The sequence below is a fragment of the Bacteroides sp. 3_1_23 genome, assembly GCF_000162555.1.
Classification (GTDB): Bacteria; Bacteroidota; Bacteroidia; order Bacteroidales; family Bacteroidaceae; genus Bacteroides; species Bacteroides ovatus.
The window spans coordinates 196,946-218,734 of sequence record NZ_GG774955.1; the positions used below are offsets into that span (position 1 = coordinate 196,946).

Genomic DNA, 21,789 nt, shown 5'->3' on the forward strand with positions numbered 1-21,789 from the left:
GGCACAACGATTCAATGTTGTTGCCGGGACTTCTTTGTTAATCCGAGAATTTACTCTATATTTGTTGTTTAGTATCCGTATGAAAGGAGATTCCTATGATTGATTGGAACTATATGCTTAGCCAGATAGCAATAGTGGCTTTTGATATTCTTTATTTTGGAGCCATTATCGGTACGATTGTCATCATCATTCTTGACAACCGGAATCCGGTTAAAACCATGGCATGGATACTCATATTACTTTTCCTTCCTATTGTCGGACTTGTCTTTTATTTTTTCTTTGGGCGGAGTCAACGTCGCGAACGTATCATTGGGCAAAAAAGCTACGACCGCTTATTGAAGAAACCAATGGCCGAATATCTCGCACAGGATTGTTCGGACGTTCCTTATGAATACTCCCGTCTTATTCAGCTTTTCCAGCAAACGAATCAAGCGTTTCCATTTGAGGGGAACCGTGTGGCAGTCTATACCGAAGGATATACCAAACTTCAATCATTGTTGCGTGAACTGCAAAAAGCGAAGCAGCATATCCACATGGAATATTACATCTTTGAAGATGACGCTATCGGGCGTATGGTCAGGGATGTGCTGATAGAAAAAGCTTCTCACGGGGTTGAAGTACGGGTTATCTATGATGATGTAGGTTGCTGGCATGTGCCTAATCGTTTTTTTGAAGAAATGCGCAATGCCGGTATTGAAGTCAGGAGCTTTTTGAAAGTACGTTTTCCTTTATTTACCAGTAGGGTGAATTACCGCAACCATAGAAAGATTGTCGTTATTGACGGACGCGTGGGCTTCGTTGGGGGAATGAACCTGGCAGAACGTTATATGCGTGGCTTTTCTTGGGGGATTTGGCGAGATACGCATATCATGTTGGAAGGCAAGGCAGTGCATGGTTTACAAACGGCTTTTTTGCTTGATTGGTATTTTGTAGACCGTACGTTGATAACCGCTTCCCGTTATTTTCCGAAGATTGACTCTTGCGGAAGTTCTTTAGTGCAAATTGTCACGAGTGAGCCTATCGGGCCTTGGAAAGAAATCATGCAGGGATTGACTGTTGCCATTACCAGTGCAAAAAAATATTTCTATATGCAAACACCTTATTTTTTGCCTACAGAACCAATATTAGCAGCTATGCAAACAGCAGCATTGTCTGGGGTGGATATACGCTTGATGTTACCGGAACGTGCAGATAACTGGATAACTCATCTTGGATCGCGTTCTTATTTGGCAGATGTGATGCAGGCAGGTGTTAAGGTCTATTTTTATAAGAAAGGTTTTCTACATTCTAAGCTGATGGTTTCAGATGATATGCTTTCCACTGTAGGCTCTACCAATGTTGACTTCCGTAGCTTTGAGCATAACTTTGAGGTGAATGCTTTTATGTATGACGTAGAAACTGCCCTTGAAATGAAAGAAATATTTCTTCAGGACCAGCGCGAAAGTACACAGATCTTTTTGAAGAATTGGGGCAGACGTTCGTGGAGACAAAAAGCTGCGGAGTCTATCGTGCGTTTATTGGCTCCGCTGCTTTAATAAGGATGAAATTGTATTTGGATCTTATCTGAATAGTGAGAAGTTCACACTTCCATACACCCTTCTCTCAAGGAAATGTGGATTTTCTTCGAAATTATTATCTTTTCCATGCTCCAGTACCAATAATCCTCCTTCTTTGAGAAGATTATTCTGAAAGATTAATTCGGGTATTGTTTCCAACTCTTTTAAAGCGTAGGGAGGATCGGCAAAGATGAAGTCGAACTGTTCGCGGCCATTTTTGATAAACTTGAATACATCTCCGCGTATCGGCAGACATTTGTCTGTCTGCACCTCTTTCATAATTTTGCAGATGAATGAGTGATGTGCAGGATCTTTCTCAATGCTGATAACACGATCGCATCCACGGGATACCAGTTCGATACTGATGCTTCCTGTCCCGGCAAACAAATCAAGAGCTGTTATTCCTTCTTCAAAATCGATATAGTTATTGAGTACATTAAACAGATTTTCTTTGGCGAAATCTGTCGTAGGGCGTGCTTTAAATGTCCGAGGCACGTCAAATCTTCTTCGTTTGTAAATACCGCTGATTACTCGCATGTTAATAAGGCTTGCATGTCAATATTAGTTGCAGGATTCATGATGAATACCTGTAGGATAAACTTTTTCAATTCACTCATTAAAACGTCTTTCTCCAGAAGTATTCCGGTTAGGTGTAACTCATCCCGTTCTTGATTAAACTCCAGTTGTTTCCAGACGTACAATAAATAGTAAATACGGTCTTCTGTGTGCATACATTCAAAGGAATTAGCCAGAAGCAGATGTCCTCGTTCAAAGCAATAGATGTCAATGCCGTCTTTGCGTATAGAAGCATACATCTTCTTACTGTTTCCCAATCTGCTTTTTACAGAAAAATAATCGATGAATGGAGTAGATTGAGAATAGAAACGAGCTTCGGGATATTGTTCATTCAAAAAGGCCTGTGCGCTTTTGTCTATGCCGAAGATGACAGCTACATTATTCTTTCTTAGAATATTATAGAGCACCGTTTCATTTTCTTTTTTCTGATGATTATGATAAAACAGAAGTTCCGCCTGTTCCTCTTCAAACAATTCTAATGGCACAATCGTAAAACGCTTGCCTGCCATCATAATGTTTACTCGTTTGTAAGGATGATTGAGGAAATCCGATTCGTGAAAGAGTGTCTTTAGATTTGCTGTAAGGGATGAAGACGCATCTATCCCTTTCTCTATTATTGAAAGCGAATCGTCATGAATCGGGTTATAGATAGAAAAAGAAAATCCATCCGTACTAAGACGGATGGATAAAGTATATTGTTTTGATTTAGTAAAATCAATCATTATTCCCAGTTACCAGCACCATTGTTTGGAGTATCGATAGAACCTACCATCAAGCCGCTATATTTGCCTAGTTTAGAATCCAGGTCTTTTAGGTTGATGATTTCTTGTTTGTCAAGTCCGCTCAAATAAGTTTCGTATGGAGCTTTCACTTCGAACAAATATACCGGAGCACCAGACTTGGCAGTGTCATTTTTCACGTTCATTTCGAATTGAGCACCATTTCCGTGAGGAATATATTTCATAGAGTCGGCATTGAATCCTTTGGGATAGATAGTATCCAATACAGCTACCCACATAGTGTCACGTTTGAAGTTTTCAAGTCCCCATTTCTTAACTTCATCGTATCTACCGGTTTTCTTTGCTTTTTCGATGATAGCCATGGCTTTCTTTTCAGTCAGTCCATCTTCCAATTGCTTGTCAGTTAACATTCCCATCTTCATAACGAACGGCAATTTTTGATTTTTAACGAAATCAATCAGTGTGTCTAATTTGGGTGCATACATTCCGCGGTGCAGCGAACGGTATTCCTGCTGTGCCTTACGGATGTCGATCAAACGGGCAATGACTGCTTTTTCTCTTTCTTTTTTTGCGTTTTCAAAATTGATAGGACCCATAATGCTGGTGTAACAGATGTAAATCAGTGCAGCAGCACAAAGCACCAATACAATATTAAATACTGTTTTCATGATAAATTATGTTTTTAGTTGTTATATTCGCATCGCAAAAATAGAATAAATAAATTTAAATACGATAGTTCCTCGAACTTTTTTCTCGTACAAAAATGATAAATAACTATTTAGAAAGGCAAATTAAGGAAAATTTTCCTTATCAGCCAACTTTAGAGCAGGAAATTGCTGTAAAATCTCTTTCAGAGTTTCTGCTGTCCACACTGGCAGATGAAGTCTTTATCTTAAGAGGGTATGCTGGTACTGGTAAAACATCGTTGGTAGGGGCATTGGTGAAAACGATGGATCAGCTGCAGCAGAAATCTGTATTGTTGGCTCCTACAGGACGTGCGGCAAAAGTTTTTTCAGTGTATGCAGGACATCCGGCTTTTACTATTCATAAAAAAATATATAGACAACAAGCTTTTTCTAATGAGCTTAGTAACTTTTCGATCAATGACAATTTAGCTACCAATACATTGTTTATTGTCGACGAGGCTTCCATGATTTCAAACGAAGGACTGTCGGGCAGTATGTTTGGAACAGGACGTTTATTGGATGATTTGGTGCAATTTGTTTATTCAGGACAGGGATGTCGTCTCTTGTTAATGGGTGATACCGCGCAGCTTCCTCCGGTAGGAGAGGAGTTAAGCCCGGCACTTTTTTCCGATGCATTGAAGGGGTATGGACTTGAAGTACGTGAGATTGATCTTACTCAAGTAGTCCGTCAGGTGCAAGAATCCGGAATATTATGGAATGCCACACAGTTGAGGCAATTGATAGCAGAGGATGATTGTTATTCTCTGCCTAAGATAAAAATAGCAGGTTTTCCTGATATTAAACTGGTGCCGGGAACTGAACTGATAGAGGAACTAACTAATTGCTACGATCATGATGGTATGGATGAGACGATTGTTGTCTGTCGTTCCAATAAACGTGCAAACCTATATAACAATGGAATACGTGCTCAAATTCTTTGGCGTGAAGATGAATTGAATACAGGAGATATGTTGATGATAGCCAAAAATAATTACTATTGGACGGAGAAATATAAGGAGATGGATTTTATAGCTAATGGAGAAATTGCAGTTGTCCGGCGTGTTCGTCGAACTCGTGAAATATATGGTTTTCGTTTTGCCGAAGTTACTCTCCGCTTTCCTGATCAGAATGATTTTGAATTGGATGCGAATCTATTATTAGACACTTTACATTCGGACTCACCTGCATTGCCGAAAGAAGACAATGACCGATTGTTCTATACGGTACTTGAGGATTATATAGATATTCCAAACAAAAGAGACCGGATGAAAAAGATGAAAGCCGATCCGCATTACAATGCTTTGCAGGTGAAATATGCATACGCAATAACCTGTCATAAAGCGCAAGGCGGACAGTGGCAGAATGTGTTTTTAGATCAGGGGTATATGACAGATGAGTATTTGACTCCGGATTATTTCCGGTGGTTGTATACAGCTTTTACTCGGGCGACAAAGACACTGTATTTGGTGAATTACCCGAAAGAGCAGGTGGAATAGTTTTGTTTTTTGAATGACTCTTAATCTTTATATGATTTAGAGTTTTAAGGTTACATTGATTATATAATCAGTTGATTTCAATATTGTTGGATTCAAAAAGGTCTTTGAGTACTGGTTGTGGTTTGTTTATAGATGAAAAGAGTATTTTAAGATAAGAGCTAGCATTAGATAAAAATAGATAGCAATAATCCCTTTATTTGACTCTATTCACAGATTTGGAAAGAGTAAATAAAGGGATTCTCTATATATTAATTATTTGTAAACAATAGTAGTTGCATCATTCTTAGTTAACTTTGGTATCACTTGACCAGTCTTTAAATAAAGAGTCTTAATTTTGCTGCTACGATTGGCGTTTAAGTTTGTTAATGCTGGACATTCCGAAGCATCAATTGACGTAACATAATCATAACTTGCATACCAGGAAACAAGACTTAAATCCAAAGACTCAAGTTTACTACTGATGACTTTAAGACTTTCTGCCTCCGAATAAACATAGCTACCTCCTGCATTGAAACTAGTAATTGGATTATCTCCCAAATTATACTCTTCACAAATAGTAGGGCTATTAAATGTGAGTGATGATACCTTATGTAAACCTGAAATATCAAGCTTTTTCATGTTTGAACAATAACCTAAACGTAATGAAGTCAGGTTAGGGAAATACTCTATTCCGGTTAAATCTTTAATCTGGTTAGAGTATGAGGTGTTAGAGAATGAAGTTGCGTTTAATCCTTCTTCAAGAATAATACATTTGGTATCATCAATAGGGAGAGCCCAACCGTTAGATATACAAAGTGCTCGAAGAACGGCATCTGGAATTTCCACAGGGCTGGCGTCCGGATCTTTTTGAACAATAGCAATATCTTTTACTAATGTACCACTGGTTTGGGCAATATGAATTGTACCTCCACGCGAAGCTGGTGATGCGGATAGTTTATAAGTAACAGTAACCGTAGTCAAACCATCATCGCCTTTTTGTGGTTCGGAAATTGATTGATCAGTAATCCAATCTTTCCCTTTTGTTATGGAAATAGCGTAATTGACGTTGTATTTCACTTTAAAAGAGATAGTTCGTGCTGTTAGATCATATGTTAAAGTGTTACTTTCGGTGATAATTGCATCTGTTTGTTTTTGATTAATATCTACATTGACACTTTCAGTAACGAGTGGGCTTGAGATTGTAATTTTTGTACTACGATCTTTATATGTCTTGTTCTCGGCAGCAGTGAATGATAAAGTTACTTTGCCACCGAATTCATTACGTCTATCGAATGTCAGCCACTCTTCACCACCGTCACTATATGTTATCGTTGGGTCGGCCACATTGGTATTAAGTTGAATTCTCACAGTACTTTTTTCTTTAGTAATAGAAAGAGCTTCGTCAGAAAGTAAATCCATTATATATGCAGGTTGAGACTCTACTTGTAGTGGCACAACTGAAGAACCTGTGAAAAACTTGAAGGTTGCAGTACGCTTTTCATCTAATTTGTTAGGATCGATGGTAAAAGTAACTACATCACCATCTTTACCTGAAGTTATTGACGGATGTGCCCAATCACATATTCCTGACAACCGCCAGTTATCGGAGCTTGTTACAGTAACTGTAGCATCCCCTCCATTTTTATCCACTTGGAGTATATTGGTCGATAGTGAGATTGTTGAATTACCATTATTGATTGATTCATCATCATCAGAACAACCCCATAGTAGGAGGGATACCGATAACACTATCATTAAATTCTTAAATAATTTCATATCTATTCTTTTTAAGGTAAAATATACATTAATCAGTTAATAGCTTCACGTTCTGTACTATTCTTTTTATAATAGTAACTTGGATAAACTAATGTTTCATCGTACAAACCTTTACAAACGGATTGGCATCTATATACTTGTGAACCATATAATGATGGGTCAAGTGCGAAGAACATGTAGTATCCATAACCAGCTTCTTTTCTAGAACGCGCTGTAGATTCACTTGAGTTGCCACTGCCTCGTCTTAGTTCTATTGACATACCAGCACACTGTTTCAATGTCATACCGGTACCTGGCCCAGCAGCACCACCATAGTCAGCTACAGCATAATCGCAATACTGACCAGGTTCGATACCATCGATAACTTGGAGACTACTTGAATACATGTTGCCAAGGTTATAGAGCGAGACAATTTTTTCCGGCATGACAGCTTTACATTCATACATTAATCGTGAACCTGCATAAGCTGATGGGCTTGCAAGCCAGGGGTTTGAAAGGTCTGGTGAGTTCGAATATTCGTCATCGAAAGCGACGCCGTCCAGATTATAAGCACGGCAATAAGCTGCCAGTTCCCGGGCGAATTCCCTAGCTCCCATATCCGAAAGTTGAGCGACACCAGCTTCGTCATGATTACCAAGGATGCTGATAATAATTTTCATACCAGCTTTACGCAATGGTTGTAGATACTTATCATTATTGTCGAGCAAGAATTGAACATTTTCATTGTTCGCTAAATATACTCGTTGTTTCTCTGGATCCCAATTGATATTAGCAGCAAAAAGTACGATATGGTCGAAAAAATATTTACCACTTTCAGTCAGAAACTCAAGGGCATTGAGCGGGTTAGTATCATTAACTTCGAAATAAAGAACTGTTTGTACCGCATCTTCTCCTTTGTTAGTATTAGGTTTGTTGCGATAATCTTGAACGAGAAGCACCATATGCTTGGACGTTTCAGTAAATGTTACTCCTTCAGTAGAAGATGTTACTGTCAAAGGTACTATGTAGGTTTTATCCTCTTCCATTCCATCAAACGCAGTCAGTGTAACTTTCACGCTTGGGGTAACTTTATCATCTGGGGCAAGTACAAAAGTACCATTATTTGCGATTTTCACATTAGCGGCAGGAAACACTTCGAAATCCGTTTCATGGATAGTGTTGTATATAGCTGCATATGATTCCTCGACAGCTATTTGAACATCTACTCCTTTTTGAGGTAGTTTAGAAAGACGGAATACCACATTAGTGCTATATTCATTATTTCGGAGCTCGATTACCGAACTGTTTTTATTCGTATTTTCGTCCAATAATAATCCGCTCAGTTGAGTCGATGCCAAATAAGAAGATTCATCTATCTTGTTTCCTATTTCAATGTCTTCCTCACAAGATGTGAAGGTTGCCATAGTGAACATTACCACTGGCAGGAAAGCATATTTGATATTGTTTATCATATTCATATTCAATTCTTAGTTAAATGATTTATTATTGAGGCAATGAAACAGATTCCCATTTAGGTTCTTTTTCGATTGTCAAATCATAGCCACTCACGCTGTAATCTTTAGCTACTGTACCCGAACCTTCGTCGAATTTCCAATATGCAATGAGCCCTTCCGATTCAGGTTCTATTGTGTAGAAGTGATTTGTTGCCTGAATTTCTTCTGCTGTTAATGCACGATTCCAGATTCGTACTTCGGAAACGACGCCATCAAAATAGCGGTCATCTTTATAGGAATAACCTACCCAGAAACAACGTGAGCCGTCTTCCTCATTGGTATGTTTAGCACCAAGACTAACAGAACTCTTTCCCGTTGAACCGGAAAGCTTTTCTACGCCATTGATATATACTTTGACATTACCTTTATTGAATGCGACAGCTACATGATACCACTTGCCACTTTCAAGTTGAAGGTCTGCGCTTGTACAATTGTTAACAGAAGTAGCTACTTGAAGTTGGTTATTCGGAATGGTTGCGTCACCGATACGGAGCAAATAATTGCTTTCGATACCCATCAACGTGTTCAGAGTATTAGGGAATGAATTGGCCTTGAACAGTATCTCCATCGTATTCTCCGTTAGATTATTGAATTTGGAGTCATTCTTGAAGTCCGGATAAGCACGATTACGACTGATATTACATACCACATTAATAAGTGATGCTCCGCGGAATACATAATAATATGTCTTAGCACTTTGCAAAACGCCGATTCCTTCCACTGATTTAATAGTGACTGGAAGCACATAAGTGGTTTTGATATCAAGTTCTCCTGTATTAATGAATTCAATAGGCAATTCTGGACTAACTATACTACCTGATTTGATGGTAGTCGAAGTTTCTGGCATTGAATAATGTTCTTCAGAAAGAAGTACTGCAGTTTCATCGTAATATGCCAGTTTATAAGTTGATAAAAGTTCGGGAGCAGGTGACATAGTCACTTTGATATCATGTTCTTCAGGCTTTGCTATGGCTACTGAAAGACCAGTTTCTACATTTGTATCACCAGCTTTGAACAGTATTTCCTTAGTAAAGTTCGATGCCGAAATGAAGAGTTTATTGTCATAATGCTGTTCATTTTCATCGTTGTTCTGGCAACCGGCAAGAATTATTGAGAAACCGGCAAGAGCTGTAAATATTAAATTGTTTAATTTCATAAGGCAGTTTTTTATTTAACGGTTGGACTCAATATACTTATAGCTTCTTTTAAGGTTGGGTATACATTGCTGGCATTAAAATAGTCTTTTTCCGCTGCATCAATTGAAATTCCAGCTTTGGTGTAGTCAGGCGTCTTTGCCACTGCCCATTGAGCAGCTCCAATGATGGCAGATGAGCCATCTCCGAGTTCACCATTGTAACTCCCCGAATTGGTAAGATAAGGCGTTGTTACTCCCATGATGAAGCGGTCGGTTGGTACGTTTTTTGCTGATGCCATGAGTATGAGATAAGACATCTCGTATTGGTTTTTTGCTCCATGCGCATTGACAATGATGTATTTACAATCAGAAAGCAGACTTTTACCAATAACGTTCTGCGGGTAACCTTTGAAAAGCAAGTCCTTATTAGTATTCGCAACTTTCCAGTTAGCTACCGCGTCAAAGAATGCTCCTTGACGTGCTGTTTCAGCGGCAATTTCATTCTCTTCAACAAGCGAATTGAGGTCGAAGCCTGTATAATTCACTACAATTCCATCTACATCTAAAGCGTTACTTGCGGCGATTTGTTTAGTGATCTCACTTTTGCAGTATTCAATAAAACGTGTTGCATCGTCGACAGTCTCTTCTCCTTCTTCTCCATTTTCTGTTTCATCAGATTCGGGATTAGGTACAGCGTTGGCTGCTTCTTCTTCAAGAATCTTTTTCCATGCACTTTCTATAGCATCGAAATCAACTAATCCCAATACTTTTGTACCCAATCGACGTACTTCCTTCATCTCAGATATATTTGCCTGATTTACTTCCATTGTATTGTTTAGACAAATATAGTCGAGACTGTCAGGCATATCAGTAAGATGTTGACTGCGTGAGGTTGTTACAGTACTTACATTATTAACTGAAACAATTACTACCTGATGGTCTGTTGCTTTAAAGTTGTTGAGAGATTCCAGGTATTGAGCATAAAGTTCCGGATTTTGTTCCTCCATAGAAGGAGTATGTATATTGATGCTTTCTGGATCTGTCCAGTCAGAACACGAGAACTGCATCATAGAACATGCCAGCATTACAGGCATGAGATATTTTATTTTTCTTCTCATATATGCTATAATTAAGGTAATTTTATTTGTATAATTTAATATACTAAGTACTCTAAGTACTTGGTATATATTTTTATTTTTTGTTACTCATTGGTTGATTTATTTACAGTCCCACCATACGTGAGTTGCCATCGTATCTCCTCTTTTAGTCTTGGACTCTTGTGTCAATGTCGCAACTGCTGCTTCTACGCTTTCTCTATTTTCACGATATTCATCAGTTGGATATGGCATGCGTCGTGCACCTTCCGCATCATTAACAATTCCTCCACTTGCATTTGCTGCCATTGGCATTAATTTAGGATAGCCTGTACGACGGTACTCAGTCCATGATTCCATACCATTTGGAAAGTTTGCAATCCATTTTTGAGTAATAATCTGTTCTAAGCTTTTTTCAAAATCACCTCCAGACCATGCCACAGTTACATTTGTATTAATAGCTCCAGAGTAATCATAAGTTTGGGCACTTTGTCCTTTCAGTGGATCTTTATATGCTTCTACTTTTCCCGTACTTGCAAGATAATTTTCGACTCCACTGGTAATTCCGTTTTCTTCAAACGACAAACGGATTCCTTCCTCATAGAAGTCTTTAGCTGTTCCTCCCATGTTCCAGTTACGAAGAGCTCCTTCAGCACGCAAGAAAGCGACTTCTGATGCACGGAACACAACTATATTATCACTCGTAGTGACTTTCATACAAGAAGAGCCTTGTGACCAGGAGTTATATTGTCCTTGCAGAATACCCCGACGTAAACCTACATAACTTTCTTCTCCAGTATATGCATTTCCCGACACGGTGCCAAAAGTACTTTTATCATAATATGCTTCGCGACGAGGATCGTTGTATGCATTCATGTAGCAGGTTAAATCCGCTGAAATTCGTGCATCTGACCATAGTACCATAAAACGTTGCCATGGATTATGATCGGCAACTTTACGATAAGCGCCATCAGTTGCAGCAGTCATAACACCTGCTGCTACAGCTTCTTCAGCCAATTGCTGTGATGTTTTTCCATTCACGTTAAATCCTGCTACATAGCAAGTACGCATCGCCATTCTTAGCTTCAAAGAGTTGGCAAACTTATACCATGCTGATGTATTGCCATTATAAATTCTATCAGCACTTGAGCTGAAGCTTTGGTTGCCAAACTTTCCTAATACTGTAATAATATTATCCAAATCTTCTAGCATTTTGGCATAGACAGCTTGCTGAGAATCATAAGGGGATTTGATCGCATTAGCTGCACCTACTTTTGAATAAGGGATGGGACCATATGTATCTGTTACACGTAACATTACGACGATACGATATAACTCGGCCAACGATAAGAAAAGTTCATCATCGCTTTGATTTTTCAAATTGAAGTAATCAGGATAAAACTTTGAATAAAAATCATTGAATGGAATTTTTTTCCAATCGTCTGAAGGATTATAAGTTGCGTAACGACCAGACCAACCTGTACCCAAATTGGAGTCTGCTACATATCCCGAAAATGCTCCTGCCATCAAACAGTCTACATATTGAGAAAAGTTCTCTTGTTCTGGCATCATCAAATCTTGTAAATTAAGAGCTAATGATCTTACCAAATACCAATCTACTCCCATGTCATTTTGGTCTGGTTCATGAGGATTTTTATTGTAATCTTCAAAGTTTCCTGTACATGCAGTTGCACCGAAAAGAAACATACCAGTGGCTATAAACTGTATTATTGTATTTTTCTTCATCTTTTCCGTTTTTAGAATTTAAGTTTCAAATTGAATCCTACGCTACGAAGGCTAGGCATCATAAAGTAATCAATTCCCTGGTAATAGTTACCTGTAGTGGCTACAGATTCAGGATCGAAAGGAGCCTTGCAATAAATCATCCACAAGTTACGACCTACCAGCGAAAGAGTGATATCCATAATATTTTTCAATTTCTTTCTTGGGATAGTGTAGCTGACAGAAGCTTCTTGCAGACGTAAATTGGTAGCACTATAAGTGTAATATTGAGGAATACCGCTGTCGGCACCAACCACTGTATACCACTTTTGCGCGTCAATCATATCGTTGCCGTTTATCACGACTCCACCATTATCACGAGCTGCTGCTGTAGCTTCGGATACACCATAGGAGTCAAGAACGGCTTGAGTCGCAGAGTAAACGACTCCTCCCAAACGGGCAGTAAGAAGGAAGCCAAGTCCCCAGTTACCATATTGAAAGTCATTGCGCCATGCCATATTAGCTTTTGGAAAAACAGATCCTAAATAAATATCATCAGCTTTGTCATTCACTGCTACATTTCCATCGGCATTTACATAAATCTTATTATTTGAATCTCGAAGCAAGTCAGACTGTGAGTAGAGATCACCTAAAGATCCACCTACTTTTAGAATGAACCGTGCCTTTGATAAACCACCTACATCCATACGGTCTTTTGTTATTTCTTCACCGGTTACAGGGTTTATGTAACCATCAATCAGGCTTAAAATCTTGTTTTTATTGGCACTGAATGTGTAGTTAGAACTCCATGAAAACTTGTTCCATGTATTCTTGTAACCAAGTGAAAGTTCTACACCACGGTTACGTACGTTACCAGTCTGTGCATAGAATGTACTATAGCCTCCTGTTGGAGAAAGCTTTGCATCCATGGTTTGATTGTAAGTCTTGGTATTATAGAATGAAACATCAAAATTGAAATGTTTAAGGAAACGTGCAGTAAGACCTACTTCCCAAGAATCTGTACGTTCCGGTTTCAAATCATACAATGGATATGCAGACTGAGAAGAGTATGCTCCTGTTGAAGTATTCCATGAAAAAGTTGGATAAGCAAGGAAGCGTCCAAATGGTAGACCTACGGATGCCCAAGAAGCACGTAGTTTTAAGTATGAAATACTTTCAGGTAATTTGAAAAGTTCAGACAAAACAACAGAGCCTCCTACTGACGGGTAGAAAAAAGAAGACTGTTTTGAGTTCGGTCCCGCTAATTGACTTGGCCAATCATTACGTCCGGTAAGAGTCAAGTAGTAAGTACTTCTATAACCAACTTCTGCAGATGCAAATATAGATTGTGTTTGTTCACGATAACCAGTTTCTTCACGTTTCCCAGTTTCTTTATCCAATTGAGCAACTGTGAAAAAGTTAGGAAGTCCATTCGCTGCAATTGGTCCACTAACGGCAAGAGCTTCAGAACGATTGTCTGAATAAGATGCTCCGATATTAGCTGTTAAACTCCAATCCTCGCCAAATGTTTTATTTATATTCAACAATAAGTCTGCATATGTTTGCTTGTCACGAGTGTTTGTTACACCATAAAAACCATTTTCACCTTCAGCAATAGTTGCGATGGTAGAGGCATAGTATTTTTGTGTATATGTGTTGTATGAATTATCTAGACGTACACGTCCAGCTACGTTCAACCAACTTAGAATATCGTAACTTAAAGCTGCACTCAACATATAACGATCTTTGTCATTTTCACGCAAGTTACGATAATTAATCCAGTAAGGATTTTGTAAACGGAACGATCCCCCTCCTTGAGGCCAATATTGCGTATACATATTACGCTCTAAATCATAACGTTCGTACATTTTGTAATCTTCCCAGTCATTTCCACGCGGAAACAGGTAAGCAGAAGACAATGGGTTTGCATAAATACCTTGATTCACCATATTACGGTCTTTCTGCATAATATATTGAGCACCAACATCCAGTTTCATCTTATCTTCTAGAAAAAGAGTGGTGTTCCGGAATGTAAAGTTATAGCGGTCGTATTTGTTATTTGGAATAATGCCACGCGAATTAACGGCTGCGGCAGAAAGATATGTCTGATTGTGTTCAGTACCAGTAGAAAGTGTTACAGATTCTGTTCCAATAAGCCCAGTCTGAAAATAATCACTTGCAGGATCGTATCCGCGGTAATTAGCTTCATTCAATCTTTTACCCCAACTAGCATCTGTTCCAGAAGTTCCATAGCGATTCTGAAACTGTGGCATGACGAATGGAGATAACATTTCTGTATTACTAGATACGGTCAAGGCTACACGACCCACTTTTCCTTTTTTGGTTGTAATCACAATAGCACCATTAGATGCATTGCTACCATACAATGCGGCAGCAGCAGCACCAGACAAAACTGACATTGATTCAATGTCATCTGGGTTTATATCAGCTATAGCTTCTGTAGAGCCTTGCGATTGCATCTCTTCAGAACCACCAGAAGCGCTCAGGTTATACATTGGAATACCGTCGATAACATAAAGAGCATTAGACGATTGTTCGATACCCCTGGAGCCACGCATAACAACTTTACTTGCACCACCAATACCAGAAGAAGAAGAGTTGATATTTAAACCCGCAACCTTTCCGTTCAGTGAATTAATAAAGTTCGCATCTTTTACAGCTAAAGCTGATTCTGCATCGACCTGTGTGACATTATAACTCAAAGCTTTCTCTGAACGCTTAATACCCAAAGCTGTAACAACTACCTCGTCAATCACTTGGGTATCATCCATCATCGTAATATTAATGGCTGTCTGTCCTTTCAAAGGGATTTCTTGTGTCTTATATCCGATATAAGAATAAACAATAACTGGGTTATTGCTTTTTGTCACAATTTTGTAGTTACCATCCAAATCGGTAATAGCTCCGTCTGTTGTTCCTTTCACTAAAATGCTAACACCAATCAATGGTTCTCCTTTAGCATCTACAACTTGTCCGGTTATAGTACGTTCTTTCCCGCTTTGTTGTTGTAGTGAATCGGAATTTTCTTTTTCTGATAAATAAATTATATTCTCTTCTATTTTATAAGAGATATCTTTATTTTTCAAAAGTGTGTTTAAAACTTGCTCTAAAGAAGCATCTTTTACTTTTAAAGGTTCAACTGTGACAGTTGATAGCTTGTCATTGTAGAAAAATTGGTACTTTGATTGTGATTGAATTTGTTTAATTACAGTTCCTAAAGTTGTACGGGGAGTTGATAAGGTCAACTGTGCCGCAGCCCATTGTACAGGAACTGCTATCAACAAAAGAATCAATAAAGCTCGAAATAACTTCGACTTTCGAAGCGAATGTTTGCTTTCCATACATTTAATTTAATGGTTATACATTTTATTAAACTCAAAAAGAAGAGTGTCGACTTTCCCTTCCTTTGTTAATAAAACAATGCTAATATAATAAACACTTAGTCCATTTTCTCTTTTTTTCGAAAAAAGTAAGAAATATCTGATATCTCCTTGAATAACCTATATTTAGAATTTACCAAGTACTTAGAGAACTTGGATGAAAATAATGTGATTAAAATCTTTAAGTGATAATATATATGAAAAGAATAGTAAAAAACAGTTTGTTTACAGCAATATTGATGGTGTGGGGGATGATGTATTCCTCATGCGAAGGCTGGACAGACCCAGAAAGCATTAACATCCATTACCCTACATTTGAAGAGCAAAACCCGCAACTGTATGCTGACTATATCAGAGATCTGAAACGCTACAAGGATGGAGAACATAAGTTAGTCTTTGTCTCTTTTGACAATCCGGAAACTAATCCAATCAATCAAACCGAACGTCTCACCGCTATACTGGACAGTGTGGATTTTATCTGTTTGAATAATCCAGAAAAGCTCTCGTCTGAAACACAAGCCGAAATGGTAAAAATACGCGAGAAGAATATCCGCACGCTTTCCTGCATTAATTATGAGAGTTTAGAACAAGAATGGAACAATAAGGCAAAAGATAATTCCGAATTGACGGAAGAAGATGCACAAAGGTATCTGAATGAACGTACGGATGCTATGCTGGTTCTATGTGACAATTATGGATATGATGGTATCCTAATTGACTATACAGGACTTTCAATGGTGGGTATGCAAGAAGATGTGTTACAACAATACAAGGCACGTCAGCAAAACTTCTTCAGCAGAGTGTTGGATTGGCGGATTAAGCATACCGACAAAACATTGGTTTTTTACGGTTATGTGCAGTATTTGGCTCCAGAAAACATGGATATGCTGGATAAATACAATCATCTGATACTGAAAACCGCTTCTTCCAAAAACATGGAGGATCTGACATTAAATGTTTTTATGGCTATTCAAGCAGGCATAGACGTAGCAGGAACGAATGCGGATCTTGTTCCAAAAGATCGTTTTATTGCCTGTACACAGTTTCCTCAACAGGAAGATAAGGATATGATAATTGGTTATTGGGATACACGGGATGCAAATGGAAATAAAGTATTGGCTGCACAAGGTACAGCTCAATGGATTGTACAGGCATCACCAGATTATACCTGCACTGGTATTTTTATCATCAATATCCAAAAGGATTATTACAATAATACTTATGGAACAGTACGTGAAACTATTCATATAATGAATCCTAATAAATAGAAATACAATATGAAATTGCATATTTATCAATTAGCATTTATAGCACTTACTGCATTTACGGTAAGCAGCTGCAAGGATACGGATATTAATGATGAACATCATTATGACAATAAGCTTTATATAAGTTCGGTACCCGTAACAGAAGATTTACTGATTAAAGAAGATGTATTGTTTGACAGTCGTAAAATTACTTATCGGCTTGCTGCTCCTGTCGACAACGAAATCCAAGTCAGCTTTGATGCCAAACCATCTTTAGCGGCTACCTACAATCTAAGTTATGGAGATAATGCTACAGCACTTCCCGAAGAGTTTTATGATATTCCTGTGAAGAATGTTACGATTCAACCCGGAGGAATTTCTGGAGATGATATCATAGTGAATTTCGTTAATTTGAATCAATTGGACGACTCAAGACGTTATGTGTTGCCTGTTACAATCACAAATGTATCTGGAATTGGACTTCTTGAGAGTGCCCGTACTACTTATTTTATCATCAAAGGCGCTGCTCTTATTAATGTTGTAGCTAATATTAAAGAAAACTATTTTCCGATAAAATGGAATAGTGATGTAAGCAAGATGATTACTATTACAGTGGAAGCATTGGTACGAAGTGATGACTGGGTGGCCAAACGTGATAATGCACTAAGTTCTGTTTTTGGAATTGAAGGTAATTTCCTTATACGTATCGGTGATGGCGACCGTCTACGTGATCAACTTCAGGCATTTGTGCCAGGTGGAAGTTTTCCTCCAGCAAATCACGCACCAGGTATTGGACTTCCGGTAGACGAATGGGTACACATAGCTGTTGTGTATAACACTGTCAATAAAAACCGAATCTATTACAAGAATGGTGTGGCGGTGTATAAAGACCAGTCAGCAAATAGTACGGTTAATTTAACTAAGAATTGCTATATAGGCCGTTCTTTTGATGGTACCCGCTGGCTTCCGGGAGAAATTTCAGAGGTTCGTATTTGGAGCGTAGAAAGAACTGCAGAGCAAATTGCAGATAATCCTTATAAAGTAAATCCTGCCAGTGAAGGACTTGTAGCCTACTGGAAATTTAATGAGGGGTCTGGAAAGGTTGTTATAGATCGTACAGGTAATGGAAATGATATCACTGCGAGTAAAGATCCGATATGGGTTCCTGTAGAACTTCCTCAAATATATTAATCCTTTTAATTAAAAAGAATATTATTATGAAACAAAAATATCTGATAACAGGGTTGATGGTTGCCATATTTGCAGGCGGCATAACTTGCCTTACCTCTTGTGATGATGATCTTGTCATAAATAAAGCAATAGATGAGTCAGCATATACTGGCATTTATGAAAACAATGGATACTTGCGTGACGGAAAGTCCAATTTGTCCTCTAACGTAGTGGAGCTATACAAAGATACTTATACTACTTCTGTAAAAATGAGTCTTAGTAAAATGGCGAGTACCAGTACTTTTGCTCAAGTAATTATTGATGCAGACTATTTGGATACTTATAACAAAGAGCATGAAACCGATTTTGAATTGTATCCTGCGCACTTGGTTTCTTTTAAGAATGACGGGAAGCTTATTGTAGATGCACAAACAAAATCTGCTCAGACTGACATCACCATTCAGACGGACGGCACTTTGAAAGAAGATAAAACCTATGCTTTACCTATAGCTCTTACCCACGTAAGTAGCGACATTACCATAAAAGATGAGAAAGCTGGTCATTGTATCTATTTGATAAAAGATATGAGAAAGTTGGGAAACACTTACAAAGGGGAAGATGTAGTAAAGTCATTTGTCTTCTTTGATGGTACAAATCCACTGAATGCTCTTTCTTTTCAACTGGAAAACGGAAAATTGCTGTGGGATGTAGTATCTCCATTTGCTGCCAATATCAACTGGGACGCACAAGCCCAACGCCCTTATTTAAAATGTAATGCTTACATACAATATTTGCTAGATAATAATGAGAAATTTTTGCAACCACTTCGTAAACGTGGAACTAAAATAGTATTAGGAATACTTAGTAACGGGGATATAACAGGAGTGGCGCAACTTTCTAAACAAGGTGCCAAAGACTTTGCACGAGAACTAGCTCAGTATTGCAAAGCATATAATCTGGACGGGGTATGTTTTGATGACGAATATGAAGGTGCTTATGATCCGAATAATCCAGCATTAACAGAGCCTAGTGAGGAGGCTGCGGCACGTTTATGCTACGAAACTAAACAAGCAATGCCTGATAAAATCGTAGCAGTATATGCATTAAGAAGAATGTATAGTTCGAAGGCAACCGTTGTTGATGGAGTAACTATTAAAAACTGGATAGATATTGTAGTTGGTGATTATGGTAGAGATCCTTCTCAAGTTCCGTATGGGGACCTGACATCCAAAGAATGTTCCGGTCAATCCATGGAGTTTGTTAGAGGTACAGGTGGCGATTTACAGGGACAAAGACTGATAAACCAAGGTTCTGGATGGTTTATGGGCTTTTCACCGAAGCCGGAAAATTATGGCAATGTATTCCGGCGTCTGTCTGATGTGAGAACTCTGTATGGTTCTCCGTTACAAGCACCTACCGTGTTCTACAAAGACAATGATGCCACACCTTACCAATATCCCGATGATTTGCAATAAATTAAAAAACAATTGTAGAAATGAGAACACTTTATAGATTTTTCTTATTATTGGCAGTCGGTTCGCTGACAGCCCTTTCTGGATGCGGCGAAGATGAAACTCCAAGTCTGGCTACCTATCCGGATAACAATTTTTCTCTTGTGGCGGAAGACGGAGAAGGCTCGGAAATAACAGTGAATGCCACCTATAATAATGAGGGTATATTAGAATTCGATAAACCCGTAATATTCACCTTTCGTTTTAACGCTTCACCCGAGGACGCAATAGTTACTTTTGAGCCAATCGGAGAAGATGTTGAGTTAAGTGATACCAAATTGATAATTCCGGCAGGCTATACGGATGCCAGTGTTACTTTGGGTATAAAAAATATGGATGTTTTTCAATCTAATTACGATGAAGCTACCTGTAATTTAGGAGTGAGAGCTACTGTGCAAGGATATAAAATGCCATCTATTACCTTGGAGGCAAAAGCTTTGATAAAGAAAGAGGCGTATGTAGCTACAGGTTTCTTGGAAGGAAAAGTCGGTAATAAAACTACATTCGAACATACTTATTTCAACGGAGAATTTAAGGACACGGAGCGGAATCTATATACATTCAGTGTACAATTGGATCGTCCTGCTCGGAAAGATGTAAAGGTGAAACTTACAACGGAAGGAGTGGATGACGAATACCTGAAAGACATTAGTATTACTCCTGCAGAAATTATAATTCCTGCTGGTGAAAAGACATCAGGAGATATTACTTGGGAGATTACTAATGACTTTTTGTTGCGTACATCGGACGACTCGTCAAACACATTAAATATCACAGCTGTTTTTGAATGTGAAGATCCGGTCTTCGTGCAGGATGAGAAAAGAAGTTCTTTCACCTTGAATATAAATAAATATATAAGAGGATTTGAACACATATCTTACAAACGGCCTTCCGGTTGGATAGAATGGGCCAAACAGGGTTGGTCTGTAGATGTGGAAGATAGTAGTGATTTTTATCAAAACGATGGTGGCGGTTCGCTTATTGATGGTGAAACCAAAGGTAACTATGAAGGTATATGTTCTGATGGAGATATTTCATTTACACTCGATATGGGAGAGGAAAAAACAATCACTGGAGTAGGTCTTGATTATATATATTATTATGCTCCTCAAAATGTACAATTATCAGTTTCTTCTGATGGAAACACATGGAATTATCTAGGAAAAGTAGCTACTGCTGATGAGAATGCCGATTACTATCAATTCATTGAATCTATAACTGCACGGTATGTGAAATTTGATCTTTTGGCTTCTTGGGGATGTGAGCTTTATGAAATATACGTCTTTAAGTAGTATTGAGTCTAAAAAGAATATAGGTTAAAGTTTGTATTCGAGAGGCTGTCTCAAGATTGTTTTTGAGTCAGCCTCTTTTTAATTGCTTTTTCAAAGAACGGGCAGGCGCTAACTTTTCTAAGTCTAACGTTTGCTCATGTTCCTAAATATTTGAATTAAATGCTACATAGTGAAATAAAATATCTATCATAGTATCATTTATTTCAATAATCTTTTAATTATCAAAGGAATAAGTATGATAGATAGCTTTTAGAAAATGCATCTATCATACTTTTACCAGTAAAAACAGGTTATCTATCATTGTGCAAAATAGCCATATAAGGGTCATAATAGGTGTAAGATAGCTTGTTTTTGTCACAAGGGAGCCATATAAATCTGATTATCGTGGCTTAATAATGTAAATGTAATGGCGATAAGTTTATAGCCCACGTATGTGTGCTGTACAGTCCGCATGTGTGGGCTGCACGGTTTACATACGTGGGCTGTACAGCCTGCACATGTGAACTATAGAAAGACAGCCGCTTCCAATAGATTATTAAGTTGTCAATACAGGTTATCATCCTATAAAGTGTGCATTCTTATGCCTTTAAATGGATACTCTCACCTAATGCTACACTAAATAGATATAGTATGGGTGTGATAGATACCCGTTTTTTGCAATAAAAGTATGATAGATGCATTTTCTAAAAGTTATCTATCATACTTATTCCTTTGATAATTAGAAGATTATTAAAATGAATGATACTATGATAGATGTTTTTCTCACTATGTATTCAAACCTGTATCATTTTACTCATTTCCGTACGGTGCTGAATCAATTGATATTTTAGCAAATAAGTATTGAAACGCAGATTAACGCAGATTTTCGCAGATTATTAGAAGGCTGCGCCATGTTTGAGAACTTTTTTATTCTTT

The 21,789-nt window shown here is 38.1% G+C and carries 15 protein-coding genes; 6 read left to right on the forward strand and 9 right to left on the reverse strand.

Annotation, left to right across the window (positions count from 1 at the left end; genetic code table 11):
- Positions 1–95 precede the first annotated feature (95 nt).
- Positions 96–1,535, forward strand: a complete 1,440-nt coding sequence (gene cls / locus HMPREF9010_RS05820) for a cardiolipin synthase (RefSeq protein ID WP_008650563.1) — start codon at positions 96–98, stop codon at positions 1,533–1,535.
- 24 nt (positions 1,536–1,559) lie between these two features.
- Here the strand turns inward: cls and HMPREF9010_RS05815 are convergent, their stop codons facing one another.
- Genes HMPREF9010_RS05815 through HMPREF9010_RS05805 form a run of 3 tightly spaced genes read right to left on the reverse strand, consistent with a single transcriptional unit; the run spans position 1,560 to position 3,540 of the window.
- Positions 1,560–2,093 (reverse strand): RsmD family RNA methyltransferase, encoded by a 534-nt coding sequence (locus HMPREF9010_RS05815; protein WP_004314595.1) that lies wholly within the window; start codon positions 2,091–2,093, stop codon positions 1,560–1,562.
- Entirely contained in the window at positions 2,084–2,854 is a 771-nt protein-coding gene (locus HMPREF9010_RS05810) for a DUF3822 family protein (protein WP_008650564.1), read from the reverse strand. The genes HMPREF9010_RS05815 and HMPREF9010_RS05810 overlap by 10 nt, the downstream gene beginning before the upstream one ends.
- A complete protein-coding gene (locus HMPREF9010_RS05805) occupies positions 2,854–3,540 on the reverse strand; it encodes a hypothetical protein (RefSeq protein ID WP_004301363.1) in 687 nt (228 codons plus the stop codon). The genes HMPREF9010_RS05810 and HMPREF9010_RS05805 overlap by 1 nt, the downstream gene beginning before the upstream one ends.
- A 95-nt stretch (positions 3,541–3,635) precedes the next feature.
- On the opposite strand from HMPREF9010_RS05805, the gene HMPREF9010_RS05800 reads away from it, so the two are divergent.
- Positions 3,636–5,054: an ATP-dependent RecD-like DNA helicase gene (locus HMPREF9010_RS05800; protein ID WP_008650573.1), complete on the forward strand. Its 1,419-nt coding sequence runs from the start codon at positions 3,636–3,638 to the stop codon at positions 5,052–5,054.
- Positions 5,055–5,306: 252 nt separating this feature from the next.
- Here HMPREF9010_RS05800 and HMPREF9010_RS05795 read toward each other — a convergent pair whose 3' ends face one another.
- From HMPREF9010_RS05795 to HMPREF9010_RS05770, 6 genes are all read right to left on the reverse strand, one after another.
- Positions 5,307–6,809, reverse strand: a complete 1,503-nt coding sequence (locus HMPREF9010_RS05795; RefSeq protein ID WP_008650576.1) for a BACON domain-containing protein — start codon at positions 6,807–6,809, stop codon at positions 5,307–5,309.
- A 32-nt stretch (positions 6,810–6,841) separates the two neighbouring features.
- Positions 6,842–8,266, reverse strand: a complete 1,425-nt coding sequence (locus HMPREF9010_RS05790) for a BT_3987 domain-containing protein (RefSeq protein ID WP_004301366.1) — start codon at positions 8,264–8,266, stop codon at positions 6,842–6,844.
- Positions 8,267–8,291: 25 nt separating this feature from the next.
- Positions 8,292–9,458 (reverse strand): DUF1735 and LamG domain-containing protein, encoded by a 1,167-nt coding sequence (locus tag HMPREF9010_RS05785; protein ID WP_004301367.1) that lies wholly within the window; start codon positions 9,456–9,458, stop codon positions 8,292–8,294.
- A gap of 11 nt (positions 9,459–9,469) precedes the next feature.
- Positions 9,470–10,555 carry a glycoside hydrolase family 18 gene (locus HMPREF9010_RS05780; protein ID WP_004301368.1) on the reverse strand — a complete coding sequence of 362 codons (1,086 nt, stop codon included), beginning with the start codon at positions 10,553–10,555 and terminating at the stop codon, positions 9,470–9,472.
- 99 nt (positions 10,556–10,654) lie between these two features.
- Positions 10,655–12,277, reverse strand: a complete 1,623-nt coding sequence (locus HMPREF9010_RS05775) for a SusD/RagB family nutrient-binding outer membrane lipoprotein (RefSeq protein ID WP_004301369.1) — start codon at positions 12,275–12,277, stop codon at positions 10,655–10,657.
- An 11-nt stretch (positions 12,278–12,288) separates the two neighbouring features.
- The gene (locus HMPREF9010_RS05770) at positions 12,289–15,615 is read right to left on the reverse strand and encodes a TonB-dependent receptor (RefSeq protein WP_004301370.1); all 3,327 of its coding nucleotides are present in this window, start codon (positions 15,613–15,615) and stop codon (positions 12,289–12,291) included.
- Between the two features lie 236 nt (positions 15,616–15,851).
- Between HMPREF9010_RS05770 and HMPREF9010_RS05765 the strand changes: the two genes are divergently transcribed.
- The 4 genes from HMPREF9010_RS05765 to HMPREF9010_RS05750 are packed head-to-tail and all read left to right on the forward strand — an operon-like array spanning position 15,852 to position 20,874.
- The gene (locus HMPREF9010_RS05765; protein ID WP_004301371.1) at positions 15,852–16,922 is read left to right on the forward strand and encodes a glycoside hydrolase family 18; all 1,071 of its coding nucleotides are present in this window, start codon (positions 15,852–15,854) and stop codon (positions 16,920–16,922) included.
- Between the two features lie 9 nt (positions 16,923–16,931).
- On the forward strand, positions 16,932–18,092 hold the full coding sequence (locus HMPREF9010_RS05760; protein ID WP_008650579.1) for a DUF1735 and LamG domain-containing protein: 1,161 nt from the start codon (positions 16,932–16,934) through the stop codon (positions 18,090–18,092).
- A 26-nt stretch (positions 18,093–18,118) separates the two neighbouring features.
- A complete protein-coding gene (locus HMPREF9010_RS05755; protein WP_004310998.1) occupies positions 18,119–19,546 on the forward strand; it encodes a BT_3987 domain-containing protein in 1,428 nt (475 codons plus the stop codon).
- Between the two features lie 20 nt (positions 19,547–19,566).
- Entirely contained in the window at positions 19,567–20,874 is a 1,308-nt protein-coding gene (locus tag HMPREF9010_RS05750) for a DUF4989 domain-containing protein (protein ID WP_008650581.1), read from the forward strand.
- Positions 20,875–21,789 lie beyond the last annotated feature (915 nt).